The following is a 13,900-nucleotide window of genomic DNA, read 5'->3' on the forward strand; positions in this document are numbered from 1 at the left end:
TTGTGAACCTTTTGGTTGGGGTTCACAAAAGCAGATATTAAGTTTTATCAGCGGACAAACACATTGCGGCAAATAGCATCGCCCAGGGGTTCTTCCCAGATGTAGTTGTTGCTGAATTTTGTCGTCATAAATCCATTCGCGGCCCAGCATGGTCTTAACCTATGCCGGGGAGAGAACCTGCTTGCCCTTGTAGTTACCATCGTTAAGCAACATGGAAAACGCCTGCGATAAGGACGCAGGCGTTCTGTCATGATTAGCCATCGCAGGCAGGAGGTTCACGATGTTTGTCGAATTTTTTTTAAGGAAATATATAAATTTTACATATGCTTTATGTCATTGAGGGAATAAGGCGTATGATTCATGTATAGAGGAGGCAGCTGATATGGCTAGTGAGGTTGTACAGAAAGAAACAAAGTTGGCTAATGGCTGGTTGGCTTGGCGTGTCGAGGGTCGGATAGATATTTCTAATGCCGAGTCTATTTATTTAAGTGGCGAAAAAATTGTTGAGCGTGAGGATAAGACTGTTCTGGATATGGAGGCTGTGTCGTATATTTCCAGCGCAGGACTCCGTATACTTTTGCGCCTGTATAAGAAAGCCAACAGGGAAGGTAAGGAGTTTGCGGTAGCAGGGGCTGCTGGTATGGTGAAGAAGATTCTAATCGATAGTAATATGAACTCGTATTTAAACATGCGCTCCTCCCTGGAAGACCTTTGAGTTTCGCAGACTGGGGGTGAGGGGATAAAGGGGGTGGAGTGATGTCAGTCAGCAAACGTCTGAGCTTTAGTAATGATGATTTGGAAATAACAATTGAGGATGTTCGCGAGGTTTTTGAAAAATCCCCGGTTTCGGAAGATGATTGCATAAAGATATGTCTTCTGCTGGAAGAGGCGCTGCTGCGTTGCCAGCAGCATTTTGGTCAGGATTATCAATTTAGCCTGCAGATTCAAAAGTGGTTTGGGGTACCAAAAGTCATCATTCGCATCAAAGGTGAGGCCTATAACCCGCTTAGTGATGGTGACTTTGATGATGATGATATATTGCCGGCACAAGTTTTAAAAGGACTTTTGAATTACGAGCAGGCCGAGACAGTTTATACCTATAAGAATGGCTATAATGAGATTAGTACCTATGCCAGAAAAGCCTGGAAACCTATAAAAATACCTGGCGGTTCGATTACTATAGCGGCACTGCTGGCGGTAGTGTGTGCTTGTGCCAGTGATATGCTGCCCCCGGAATTACATGAGGCGGTCATACACGATGTGGCAGAGCCTCTTTTAAAGACGTTGATGGGACTCATCGTTGCGGTTACCGGGCCGTTTGTTTTTATCTCCATCGTTAATGGGATTTGTCTTATGGAGGATGTAGCCACTTTTAGTAATGTGGGGCTTAGGGTGATACGCCGCTTTTTTATCGTCATGCTGTGCATGTCACTGTTTGCGGCGGGAGTATGTCAGTTCTTTTTTCCTGTGGTGGTTATAAATGGGGAAAGCAAGCTAGCACTGTCTGAATTGTTCCAATTATTTTTGGGCATTTTCCCCCGTAATTTTTTTGCCCCCTTTGTCGAGGGGAATATCCTGCAGATAGTCTTCATTGCGATACTGACAGGTATCAGTATTTTAACCTTGACAAATGTGATTCCTAACCTGAAGGTCATTGTGGGTGAGTTGAATAAGCTGGTTGTCAAGATGATGGACATTGTTTCCAAAGTTATATATGCGGCGATATTTCTGAATGTTTTCAAGTCGATTGCTGGTAACAGTATGGAAACAATTTTGGCTGTATGGCGGATTGTGGCCTCCAATTATGCATTTTGCATCGGTTTTGGGATGCTTATGCTCATGCATATTGTTTATAAGTACCGGATAAATGTGGCGGATTTCCTGCGTCAGGGGGCGAAGGTGTTTCTGGTATCTTTTTCAACTGCAAGCAATACGGCAGCTATGTCGATAAATATGGCCTTTGCCAAAGAGCGTTTAAAAATCGAAGGTAAATTCTGTGATTTTTGGCTGCCATTATCCCATGCCATGTTTTCCCCATCCGCAGCCGCGGCGCTGGTGGCAGGTGTTTTTTATACGGCTTATGAGGCACAGCTGCCGTTATCTTTATTTTCGCTGTTTGTAACCATTATTTTGGCCTTGCAGCTTAGTATTGCGACACCGCCGGTTCCCGGCGGTATCATGGCTATTTATGCCATTATATTTAAGCAGCTGGGACTGCCTTTTGATTCCATTGGTATGCTGATGGTCTCAGCCGTTTTTGTGTTGAATGTATCCTCGGTTATGTCGATGTTAATCAGGGATTGTGAACTCATGGACATTGCTAGCGAGATAGGAAAACGCGGGGCGTCGTTAAAGGAGTAGTTCATGACTTTGGTAATAGCCTTTTGGGGATGTGTGATTTGACTTTTTGTCATTTATGTCGTATACTAGGCAATGGATGTTAGCACTCAGCCTTATGGAGTGCTAAATAAATGGCTAATAAGCAAATCATATACAGAGAGGCAGCGATACAATGGCTAAAGAAACCCATGAATTTCAAGCGGAAACCAAACAACTGTTGGATTTGATGATTCATTCCATCTACACGAATCACGAGATTTTCCTGCGTGAGCTCATTTCCAATGCGTCTGACGCAATTGACAAGGTACATTTTGCCAGTCTGACCAACCGTGATATTCTCGAAGGTGACGACAGCTACGAAATCTTCCTCGAACCCGATAAGGACAACCATACCCTGACTATCCGTGATAACGGTATCGGTATGAGCCGTCAGGAAGTTATCGAGAACATTGGTACTATCGCCAAGTCCGGCACCAAGGCTTTTATGGAGCAGCTCAAAAAAGCCAAAGAGGCCAGCGAAGGCGGCGAGGGCAATACGGATAAGGAACTCATCGGCCAGTTCGGTGTTGGTTTCTATTCTGCCTTCATGGTAGCCGAAAAAGTGGTTATCGAAACCCGTAAGGCCGGCGAGACGGAAGGCACGCGCTGGGAATCCACGGGCGATGGCTCTTACAGCATTGAAGAATGTGACCGTGACAAGCGTGGCACGAGCATTACGATTACGCTGGGCAAGGAATTCTTCGGCGACGACGCCGAAAGCGACTTCACGGAAAACTACACGCTCGAACGTCTGGTCAAGAAGTACAGCGACTATGTGCGTTACCCCATCAAGATGAACTTCGAGCATGAAGAAACGCCGAAGGACGATGAAGGCAAGGAAATCGAAGGTGCTGAGAAGGTTAAGACCATCGAATGCCGCACGCTGAACTCCATGCAACCGCTGTGGACGAAGAACAAGTCTGATATCAAAGACGAAGAATACGACGAGTTCTTTAAGAATCAGTTCCATGAATGGGAAAAGCCGATGGAAGTGTTCCATACCAAGGCTGAGGGTTCTGTAGAATACACGGCCCTGCTCGCCATTCCTTCCCGCGCACCGTTCAACCTCTATCATACAGACTATGAACCGGGCGTACAGCTTTATTCCCGTCATGTATTTATCATGGACAAGTGCAAGGACCTGCTGCCGGATTACCTGCGCTTTATGAAGGGGCTCGTTGATTCGCCTGACCTGTCACTCAATATCTCCCGTGAACTTCTCCAGCAGAGCCGTGAACTTAAAGTAATCGGTAAGGCACTGGAAAAGAATATCTTGAAATCCCTGGCACGCAAGCTGAAGAACAAACGTGAGGATTACGAGAAATTTTGGAATGAATTCGGCAAATCCCTCAAAATCGGTGTTTACAACAGCATGTATGCCGGCAGCGACACCATCGATAAGCTCAAAGACCTGCTGCTCTTTATGAGCTCCAAAGAAGGCAAGCTGGTGACGCTGAAGGAATATGTAGAACGCATGCCGGAAAGCCAGAAGAAAATCTACTATGCTACGGCTAAAGATAAGGAAACCATTGAGCAGCTGCCGCAGATGGAAACGCTGCGCGACAAGGGCCTCGAAGTGCTTTACCTGCTCGACCCGGTAGATGAATTCTGCATTGAAACCCTGCGCGAATACGAGGGTAAGAGTTTCCATTCCATCAGCCGCGGCGACCTCGACCTCGATGACGCCGAAAGCCAGGAAGTCAAGAAGGAAACGGAAGACATTCAGAAGAAGAATGATGACCTGTTGAAGGATATCAAAGAGGCGCTGGGTGAGAAGGTAGCCGATGTAAAGGTTTCTGCCCGCTTAAAATCCAGTGCTGTCTGCCTGGTGGCTGATGAGGCCGGTCCGTCCCTGTCCATGGAACAGACTTTTGCCGAAATGAACAATCCGATGTTCAAGGCTAAGCGTATCCTCGAAATCAATCCGCACCATGACCTCTTTACGCGCCTGCAGGGCCTCCATGAGGCCGGCAAGGATAGTGCCGACTTCAAGGATTACTGCGACCTGCTCTACACGCAGGCCCTCCTTATCGAAGGCATTCTGCCGGAGAACCCCGTAGAGTTTGCCAACAAAGTGGCTAAGCTCATGGCTAAATAAGTCATATAAAGATAACGCCCCTATATTGTCATGACAAACTGACAGTATAGGGGCGTGCATTTTTTTAACAAAGGCAGGATAACGAAATGAGATGGAGAAATTATATCTGTAATAAGTAGGAGCTTAAATGAGGGAATTAAAATCTAAAAATTATATTACACTTGTCGATAAGGTTCAAAAGACATATAAAACAAAGAAAACTATTGGTGAAATATCATTGAATGGGTTCGGTAGAAAATGTGGTGGCTGTCATAAATAATATATTATATATGGAATTATATACTAGGAAAAACTGTAGAGGATATTTAATAAGAAATAAGTAAAAGTGATGAGGCTTTACAAGCAACATAGCCAAGATGTAAATACAGTGTTTGAAACAGAGTCGATTGAAGTTCATTTTATGAACGGTAAGTATATACTAACGAGGAATAATATTATGAATCCGTTATCTAGTAAGCCTAAAATAGTGGTATTTGGTTTAGGCCAGCATGGGGTTGATACTATTAACGAACTAGTGGAGAATAATTATGTAGGCTTGAATTATGTTGTTATTGATTCTAATGGTTGTACGCTAGGAAAATCTAAAGTTTTGGTTCGCATTAGCTTGGAGAATCATTTACCTAAAGGGTTAGGAGTTAATACTACTCCTGAAAACTGTCGCAAGGCGGTAAGGGCTGAACAAAAAATAATACAAAAACAGTTGAAAAATGCCGATGCTGCAATCATAATTGCAGGACTTGGCGGCAATACTGGGGCAGGGATAGCACCGGTACTCTCGTCGCTTTGTATAAATCTGTGCCCAATAACTATATTCGTTGGTGTGCTGCCTTTTGAATCTGAAGGTATAAAACGTCGTAAAAAAGCTAGCGATAGCCTAAATGAAATAAGAGAATATGCGGATAATATAATAATGTTAAATTCTGATGAAATTTATACGGACGTGAATAAAAAGCTACCGACAAAACAAGCTTTTAGCCTAATTGATAAAATTTTATGCAAAACAGTCTGTCATATTTATGAAAAATTAAAAGAAGAATATTCCAGGTGTTATCATTTTGAAACAATCACAGGAATACTTCCGCGTGAAGGCTTAATCTCTGTAGATACTGATAACAATAAGGCCGCGTCTGTTTCTATAAAAGAGAAAGATAGGATAGAGTGTTATTCTGAAGATAGATTCATGTTTGATAAAGCAGGTTTACCTAATTATGGTGAAATTCCTGATATAAACAGTGGCGGTGTAGATCATGGTATGGATTTTATAGACATACCTAAGTGGATGAAAAAGCCGCTATATCAATCTCTTGAACCTCGGCCTGACGGTAAGGTTATATGTCAAAAGTTACGTACTATGCGCGTAGAATTAGCCAGAGTAAACAATATACCGTTTCTAAGTGAAGAATGTACTTATGATGGGCCATGTGCAGGGACATGCGAGAAATGCGAACAAGAATCAGCATACTTACGTGAAAAGTTAAATGAACTCTCTGAGCATGAGCGCATATACCCCCATCATATTATAGGCAAGGTGGATGATGTTCTATGAAGGGGGATATAGTAAGATTGCATAGGCATAGAATGGGAATAGATGGCTCGGGCATATCTACTTTAATTTTGTTCTATGGTTGCCCTTTACGCTGCAAATATTGTGCTAACTGGTACTGCTACCAGGAAAGCACTTACAGAGAATCCTATACGTCTAAAGAACTTGCTGAACTACTTAGTTGCGATGATATTTACTTTAAGATGACAGGTGGGGGGATAGTCTTTGGCGGTGGAGAGCCATTACTACAGGCTGAGTTCATTTTTGAAGTATGTCAGATTACCGATTGTCTATGGAAAAAGCGTGTCGAAACATCATTATATGCAAGTTGGGAGAAGATAGAATTCTTACTAGGTTTTATTGATGAATGGATTATTGATATCAAAGATGTCAATCCGTTAATCTATAAGAATTATACGAAAAAAGAAAACGACATTGTTCTTTCAAATTTAAGACGTTTACTTTATTATGTTCCAAGAGATAAGGTTTTGATTCGAATACCATCAATCTTTGGATATAATACATCTAATGATGTAAAGAAATCGTTACAAACTATCAAAGAAATGGGATATACAAGAATAAATACGTTTGATTATATATTATAATGAACGGGAGTGGGAGTTATGTCAATATATTTCACCGAAGAGGAAAGCCAGTTAATAAAAGAAGGAAAGAAATTGTTTCCTGGTGAAGGCGTTGGTTTTAACTACGATGAGTGGAATAGTGTTATAGAATGGAAAAAATGGCTTATTGATAAAATCACAAAAGAAAAGGAAAGACAATCAAAGGCACAGATTTTAAATACCATTGACAAGTGAAAGCACGATTAGGTTTATAATTATAGAATAGTCGAGGCGGGAAGTTATGTTCAATGTAGATTATGATTTTACAATGGATTCTCCAGGTTACTGGGATGGCTTTTGGACACGAAACGATGGCCTCGGAGCAGGTGCATGTGACCCTGATGCTTGTAGTCCTACTCTACAAAAATATCATCAGCTAATTTGGAGTAAGCCCTTGCCAAACGGAGAATTGTTTGATTTATCTCTTGGGACTAGCGGGACATATTTGAGCTGGCGTAATATGCGTTTTGGTAGTGACTCTATATTAGCTAGTTTTCGTTACAGAGATAATAGAGATGTGATTGATGCTGTAAAGCATCATATGTCTGATTACAAATCATTCATGGAGAATTTCTTGCATAAAGCGTATACTATCGGAGGAATGATAATCTTCCCTAAGCATGCTAATAGCATGAATCAACGCAGAGGGACGGACAAGCAAATTCGTGACAGATGGGATTTGACACTAGAATGTATCCGAAGATATTACAATGGAGAGCCAAGCCCGTTGTCAGATGTTATGTATGAAGACCGCGACTTTTATGCTTTATTTAACGATTTTAAGGGATATGTGGATTTCTTCTATCTTCAAGATTGTGTGACCAAAGATTATAAGCAAGTTTATTTTTGGTTGGGGGATGGTACCTTTACCACCACTCCGTTACCGCGTACTGTTGATGAATATTTGGGATGGATAGCAGCGGAACTGGATTTCCTTGATAAACGCAACGCCAGAATAAAGGCAGCGCTATCTTAAAATATGAAAAAAGTATATTCTAACTTTAGGCGTGTAATATATGAGAATGTTTTATTCTGTTTATTATAAAAATGCAATAGTACCATGAAAACTCATTTTTAGCTAAGGTTGACATGTCAAACTTAAGTGGTCATGGAGTATAGCTGTGAAGATGGCCTAATCCAATAAGTGTTCTTTGAGCCCATCTTGGATAAAATGTTAAAGGCAACGGCCGTAGCGCATAAAGAAAGGTTATGTGCTACGGCCGTTGCCTTTATTATTATTGTTATTACCCTTGTGTATAACAATTAGTTTATATACGTTCTTCTTTTTTGGCCAGCCAGCGTGAGTCTAGTTCCTTTTTCTTGGTCAGTATCCTGTCCTGATAGATATCTTCAATCACCAGTTTGCAGATGACGATGAAGGGGACGGCGAGGAACATGCCGGCGGCGTCGAGTAGTTCACCGCCCAGGATAATGCCCAGGATTATCGCGATGGGGTGCAGGTGCAGGGATTTGCCAATCAGGGTTGGATAGACAAAATTGTGATTTATCTGGGTGAGAATCAGATAAAAGCCTGCTGTCTGCAAGGCCATAAGGGGATTAACCGTGGCGGTCAGCAGTGTACCGAAAGCCGAGGCTACCGTAGGCCCCAGTACGGGAATAAATTCGCAAATGCCGGATACTACGGCAAACACCGAGGCGTAAGGCAGGTCGCGTATTGTAAAATACAGAAAGACAACGACTGCGGTGATACAGCATATTACGAGCTGGCTGCAAACGTAAATCCTCAGGGAGCTGAGAATCAAATTGAAAAGGTTAAGCACCCGGCGGTTATCGCGCTTAGGAAAAAGTCCGGCCAGATAGCGCTTGATTTCTTCGCCATCTTTTAGCAGGTAGAAGGTGACGAAGATGATGATAACCAGGTCGATGACTTTGCTGAATAAGGAAATAAGCAAAGTCAGGGAGGATTTCAGCGCTGCCATGCTGGCGGTTTTCATTTCTGCCCAGATGTTGTCGATTTCTCCCTGCAGGAAGTCAGAATCCTGTAATAACGGGATGTTTTGGATTTGTTCCGTTATTTGGGGGAAGTCTGTGACAAAGCGGCTGAAAGTTGGGATAAAGCTCTTGGACACGAGGGCCAGGAGCAGGAGCGTCAGGCTGATGAATAACAGTAAAACAAGACCGGCCGCCAAGGCCCGGGGGATTTTGGCGGCGAGTCTGTCAACCAGGGGGAGCAGGAGCAGCTGGAGGAGCAGGGAGATAAAGATAATAAAAGCCAGCTGCGGCATGGACCAAAAGGTTGACAGCAGGATGGTAAAGGTCAGGCCAAGAAGAATGGAGGTACGGTATTTTTTTAAAACCATAACTGCTCCTTACTTGATTTTGTTGAGGCGTTCGGCCAGAACACTGGCGCTTTCATCATTGTTGTTGCAGGTGATGATAGGCTGCTGGCCGAGCATTACAGTGTTGCCATCGGCATAGGCGTCAGCTTTGTTGTGGCCGTTATGGTAAGCGGCAGCCAGATTGCCCATGACGAAGTAGGCCCGTTCCTTGGCACTCATATCACCGTGAGCGGCCGGGGTGCAGAAGTCCTTGGTGTTGACTTTGATAAGGCCGTCCTTGTTGGTGACATGACCGCCGCTGTACTGGTTCAGTAGTTTGGCGTAGGCATCACGGCGGTCATCGTTGGCCGGATGGTCGGACAGGAACTGCTGGAAATCGGAGGGACGGCTTTTGGACTTGTCCATAACGCGCTGCCAAACGGCGGCACAGGCCCCCGGATTGTAATTGGTGTGGGTAATGTAGCTGAAGGCCAGTTTGTCGGCTTCGCGTTCCATGGGCTTAGTGATGTGGCGGTTGTTGACGACATTGGCCATGATGACGCCGAGCTGGGAACCGGTAGCGGCACCGAGAATCTGCATATTCAGCGACTGACGGGCACCTTTGGCCGGGTGGTCTTTCTGGCCGTGGCCCATTTCGTGGCCCAGCACCACGGCGATTTCGTCTTCATTGGTCAGCATTTTGTAAAGGCCGGTATTGACGCTGAGGTTGTGCCCCAGGGTGCAGAATGCGTTGAAGCTGCCCTGATTGTTGATGAAGTAGTTGTACGGTTTATCGTAAATGGAGGGGTCCACAGCACCAATGGCGGAGGTCAGGTTGGACATGATTCTGTCGAGCTGTTCATTCAGATAGGCGTCGTTGTTGACACCGTACTCGGCCTGCATCTGCTGGAACAGCTGCTGACGTCCCTGTGGGTCGTTGTTGTATCTTTTGATGGTGCTGTCCAGCTGGGAGTGGGCGGCAGCCCCGGAGATGATAGCGCCGATAATGCTGGCGGTACTGGCCTCGGCAGTCGGAGCTGCGCTGGGAATATAAGCCAGCGGTAGTGACAGGCAGACCGCGGTAAGACCAGTGATGACTTTGCGAGTGAGTTTTTTACTATCCATGATAACGATTCCTCCTGTGTTGTGAATATTTTCTATAAATATTATAGCGAAAAAAAGCAGAAATGTGGTGATTTTTTCTTAACTTTAATGAGATTTTAATCGATGTACTAAGAGGGACGTGAATAGCAAGGAGGCATGACGATGAAGGAAAAAGTATGGCGTACCTGCCGGCTGATGATAAATGGCCTGGCGCATAAGGTACAATTCAATCAGGCAACGATAGACAATCTGTTTATTCCTTTTTTGCGGCGGATGAGCAAGACACAGAAAAAGCTGGGGCGGCGCATGATAATATTTATGGCGGCACCGCCGGGCGTAGGCAAGTCAACTCTCGCGCTGTTTTTGGAAAGGCTGTCCAATACCGATGAGGAAATCGTACCGGTGCAGGCCTTGGGACTGGACGGGTTTCACTATCCCAACAGTTATCTGACCACGCATAGCCTTAACCGCGACGGGAAAAATATTCCGCTGAGTTCCATTAAAGGCAGTCCCGAAACGTTTGCGGTGGATAAACTTATCGGCAAGCTGACGGATGTACGGCAGGGCGATATCCGCTGGCCGGTTTATGACAGGACCATTCATGATGTCATAGATAATATGGTGACGGTGAGACGTCCTATTGTTATACTGGAGGGGAAATGGCTGCTCTTAGGGGAGGAGCAATGGCAAAATGTCCGCAGTTTTGCCGATTACACCTTATTTGTGACGGCTGACCCTGTTGACCTGAAAAATAGGCTGATACAGCGGAAAATAGCCGGCGGCAGCACGCTGGAGGCAGCAAAACGATTTTATCAGCAGACTGATAAGATAAATGTGGAGCGCTGCCTGAAAAAATCCTGGCCGGCCGAGGAAACATGGCAGATGCTGGCAGATGGTGATTACCAGCTGAAAAATAAGGTAATGCCCACCAGGATAGTGGACAGGGAGGCCCTCTGGCAAAAGCCGGATGTACGGGTGAAAAATCCCATTTTGGGCGGCCTCAATCAGCGCAATGGTGAAGGCGGTGTCGTCCAGCCCCTGTATGATGAGGGCTATTCCCATGGCCTGTCGATGGCCCGTAAAGCCATTCTGAGAAAACTTTACGAGAGTGGGACGATGAGCAGCAAGGCGATATTGGATACATTCCAGTTAAGTGCCGAAGAGTTTCGGGAGATAATGAAATAAAAAACAGGCAGGAGCCGTGATGCAGCGGCACCTGCCTGTAGTGTTTTTACTTAACTTTGCTGGAGAAGAGATAGACTAAAATCGTCAGTACGATACCGCCAATACCCCATTCAACACCTTTTTCCATAAAGGCATAGCCGGTCGCGGCAAGGCAGAACAGCACGGCCCAGAAGGTCTGCTTGGCATTTTCTTTGCGGAAGGCGAAGGTTTTGTAGTCCACGCCGGTGAGCTTTTGAAAGCATTCGGGGCAGATAATCCGCTGGCCGCCATCTTCCGTTTTATTTACGAGTGCCTCTTTCTCCGGCAAATCACGCTGGCACTCAGAGCATTTTAACATATAATTACCCCCAAAATAATGTCCAAAATAAATACCTTATCCATTTTACTTCATTTGGTTGGTTTTGGCTAGGTTTTCTTGACACTCATAGGGAAAAACATTAAAATAGTAAGGTATAGTTAATGAACTATCAAGGAAAAAATAATGCATAACAGCAAATAAGAAACAAGGGGGTGAGTATTATCGTTATCGAAATAGTAGTAGCGGTAATAGTTGCAGCAATCATCGGTGCTGGTGTGGGTTACACCATGCGGAAACGCACGGCTGAAGTACAGATAGGCTCCGCTGAAGAAGAAGCAAAACGCATTGTAGCGGATGCACAAGAAAAAGGCGAGACGAAGAAGAAAGAGGCACTCTTAGAGGCGAAGGAGGAAATCCATCGTCAGCGTCAGGAAATCGAACGGGAGACGAAGGAGCGCCGCAGCGAACTTCAGCGTCAAGAACGCCGGGTAGTGCAAAAAGAAGAAAATCTTGACCGCAAGCTGGATTCTCTGGAAAAGAAAGAGGAAAGCCTTTCCCGTAAGGAATCGCGCCTCGATAAGACGCAGCAGGCGATAGATGAGATTCACGAGCAGCAGAAAGCCGAGTTAGAACGAATTTCCAGTCTGACGACGGAAGAGGCTCGGACAATGCTCATGGCCGAGGCTGAGGAAGAACTTAAGCACGAAAAGGCCATGAAAATCAAGGAATACGAGCAGCAGATTAAGGACGAGTCCGACAAAAAGGCCCGGGATATCTTAAGCCAGGCTATTCAGCGCTGCGCAGCTGACCATGTGGCAGAAACCACGGTTTCTGTAGTGGCTCTGCCCAACGATGAAATGAAGGGCCGTATCATTGGCCGTGAAGGCCGTAATATCCGCACGCTTGAAACCATGACCGGCATTGACCTCATCATCGATGATACACCAGAGGCAGTTATTCTGTCCGGCTTTGACCCGGTACGCCGGGAAACGGCTAGAATTGCGCTCGAAAAGCTGATTCAGGACGGCCGTATTCATCCGGCCCGTATTGAGGAAATGGTCGAAAAGGCCAAGCGGGAAGTGGATATGCGTATCAAGGAGGCCGGCGAACAGGCAACCTTCGATACCGGTGTACATGGTATCCATCCTGAACTGATTAAACTGCTCGGACGTCTGCGTTACCGTACTAGTTACGGACAGAATGTCCTCAATCATTCCATCGAGGTAGCTCATCTGGCCGGTGTTATGGCATCGGAGCTGGGCTGTGATGTGACTCTGGCCAAGCGCGGAGGTCTGCTCCACGATATCGGTAAGTCCATCGACCATGAAGTGGAAGGTTCCCATACCACTATCGGTGCAGATATTGCCCGTAAATTCCGGGAGTCCAAGGACGTTATCAACTGTATTGCCTCACATCATGGTGATGTGGAAGCAACCAGTGTGGAAGCTGTCCTGGTGGCCGCAGCTGATGCCGTATCGGCAGCCAGACCTGGGGCCCGCCGCGAAAGCCTGGAATCCTATCTCAAGCGTCTTAAGCGCTTGGAAGAAATCGCCGAGTCCTACGAAGGCGTGGAACGCTGCTTTGCCATTCAGGCAGGCCGTGAAATCCGCGTGATGGTTAAACCGGACAAGGTGGACGATGCTGAGGCTGTGGCTTTGGCACATGACATTGTCAAGAAAATCGAGGACGAGCTGGAATATCCCGGTCAGATTAAGGCCACGGTTATTCGCGAAACCCGCGTCGTCGATTATGCAAAATAAAGCAATTTACGCATGACAGTTAGGAGGGTGTAGGGCGTGAGCCTTGCGCCCTCTTAATCTATTGAGAGGAAAAATGATGTTTGGGTTTAAACAAAATGGCAAAGCTGATAATGGCCGTAATCAGGCCAGTATCGGTGTGCAGCTGATAGCCTCCCTGCTTGTCTGCTATCCGGAAATATATACGGTGACTTACGAGCCCAAGGATACGGAAATAATACTGGACTTTGTCGTAAAGGGGAGCCCTGCCAGCCATGAGGAAATGGAAGAATTTGCCAGGCTGCTGGATGAGAGTGTGCAGACCTATCACGCTTTACATGGCGGTGAACCTGTTTGGCTGGCGATTGATGCCGACGTACAAGGTCAGCGGATGGTGGTGCATGTCAAGCGGCAGCTGAGCACTATGCTGCGTGGCGAACTTGATTTGCTGACACAGTTGTTCCGCGATAAGTTCGGGGATAACCTGCAGGCTGATGGGCATAATGTGGACGTGCTGGAGCCGGAGTTTTCCTCCCTGCAGAGCAATCTGCTGGACCAAATGCTGGACACAGCGCAGGAACAGCGCATTAAGGAACGCATGATAGGTATGCGTGATAAGGATAAGGTACTGGTTTATAATCGCTGAGAGGAGAAC

At 45.6% G+C, this 13,900-nt stretch carries 13 protein-coding genes; 10 read left to right on the forward strand and 3 right to left on the reverse strand.

Features of this window, described 5'->3' with window-relative positions; translation table 11 throughout:
• Positions 1-382: 382 nt before the first annotated feature.
• The 7 genes from DL94_RS15130 to DL94_RS0102680 all read left to right on the forward strand — a co-directional run bounded on the left by DL94_RS15130 (position 383) and on the right by DL94_RS0102680 (position 7,619).
• Positions 383-715, forward strand: coding sequence for an STAS domain-containing protein (locus tag DL94_RS15130; RefSeq protein ID WP_051586262.1), 333 nt, complete (start codon positions 383-385; stop codon positions 713-715).
• 41 nt (positions 716-756) lie between these two features.
• A complete protein-coding gene (locus DL94_RS0102655; RefSeq protein ID WP_028128819.1) occupies positions 757-2,361 on the forward strand; it encodes a dicarboxylate/amino acid:cation symporter in 1,605 nt (534 codons plus the stop codon).
• Positions 2,362-2,512: 151 nt separating this feature from the next.
• Entirely contained in the window at positions 2,513-4,477 is a 1,965-nt protein-coding gene (gene htpG, locus DL94_RS0102660; RefSeq protein ID WP_028128820.1) for a molecular chaperone HtpG, read from the forward strand.
• A 367-nt stretch (positions 4,478-4,844) separates the two neighbouring features.
• Complete coding sequence (locus DL94_RS0102665) at positions 4,845-6,023, forward strand: FtsZ/tubulin family protein (protein WP_197020698.1); 1,179 nt, start codon at positions 4,845-4,847, stop codon at positions 6,021-6,023.
• Positions 6,020-6,625: a radical SAM protein gene (locus DL94_RS0102670; RefSeq protein ID WP_028128822.1), complete on the forward strand. Its 606-nt coding sequence runs from the start codon at positions 6,020-6,022 to the stop codon at positions 6,623-6,625. The genes DL94_RS0102665 and DL94_RS0102670 overlap by 4 nt, the downstream gene beginning before the upstream one ends.
• Before the next feature lie 18 nt (positions 6,626-6,643).
• Positions 6,644-6,838: a hypothetical protein gene (locus DL94_RS0102675; protein WP_028128823.1), complete on the forward strand. Its 195-nt coding sequence runs from the start codon at positions 6,644-6,646 to the stop codon at positions 6,836-6,838.
• 46 nt (positions 6,839-6,884) lie between these two features.
• The gene (locus DL94_RS0102680) at positions 6,885-7,619 is read left to right on the forward strand and encodes a DUF6994 family protein (protein ID WP_028128824.1); all 735 of its coding nucleotides are present in this window, start codon (positions 6,885-6,887) and stop codon (positions 7,617-7,619) included.
• Between the two features lie 292 nt (positions 7,620-7,911).
• Here DL94_RS0102680 and DL94_RS0102690 read toward each other — a convergent pair whose 3' ends face one another.
• The gene (locus DL94_RS0102690; protein ID WP_028128825.1) at positions 7,912-8,964 is read right to left on the reverse strand and encodes an AI-2E family transporter; all 1,053 of its coding nucleotides are present in this window, start codon (positions 8,962-8,964) and stop codon (positions 7,912-7,914) included.
• 9 nt (positions 8,965-8,973) lie between these two features.
• Positions 8,974-10,047, reverse strand: coding sequence for a M48 family metallopeptidase (locus DL94_RS0102695; RefSeq protein WP_028128826.1), 1,074 nt, complete (start codon positions 10,045-10,047; stop codon positions 8,974-8,976).
• Positions 10,048-10,188: 141 nt separating this feature from the next.
• Here DL94_RS0102695 and DL94_RS13980 point away from each other — a divergent pair, with 141 nt between their 5' ends.
• Positions 10,189-11,211: a nucleoside/nucleotide kinase family protein gene (locus tag DL94_RS13980; RefSeq protein ID WP_051586263.1), complete on the forward strand. Its 1,023-nt coding sequence runs from the start codon at positions 10,189-10,191 to the stop codon at positions 11,209-11,211.
• Between the two features lie 46 nt (positions 11,212-11,257).
• On the opposite strand, the gene DL94_RS0102705 is transcribed toward DL94_RS13980, so the two are convergent.
• A complete protein-coding gene (locus DL94_RS0102705; RefSeq protein WP_028128827.1) occupies positions 11,258-11,548 on the reverse strand; it encodes a hypothetical protein in 291 nt (96 codons plus the stop codon).
• A 173-nt stretch (positions 11,549-11,721) separates the two neighbouring features.
• Between DL94_RS0102705 and rny the strand changes: the two genes are divergently transcribed.
• Positions 11,722-13,269: a ribonuclease Y gene (gene rny, locus DL94_RS0102710; RefSeq protein ID WP_028128828.1), complete on the forward strand. Its 1,548-nt coding sequence runs from the start codon at positions 11,722-11,724 to the stop codon at positions 13,267-13,269.
• A gap of 76 nt (positions 13,270-13,345) precedes the next feature.
• Positions 13,346-13,891 carry a hypothetical protein gene (locus DL94_RS0102715; RefSeq protein ID WP_028128829.1) on the forward strand — a complete coding sequence of 182 codons (546 nt, stop codon included), beginning with the start codon at positions 13,346-13,348 and terminating at the stop codon, positions 13,889-13,891.
• Positions 13,892-13,900 lie beyond the last annotated feature (9 nt).

The organism is Selenomonas sp. AE3005, assembly GCF_000686945.1.
Lineage (GTDB): Bacteria > Bacillota > Negativicutes > Selenomonadales > Selenomonadaceae > Selenomonas_A.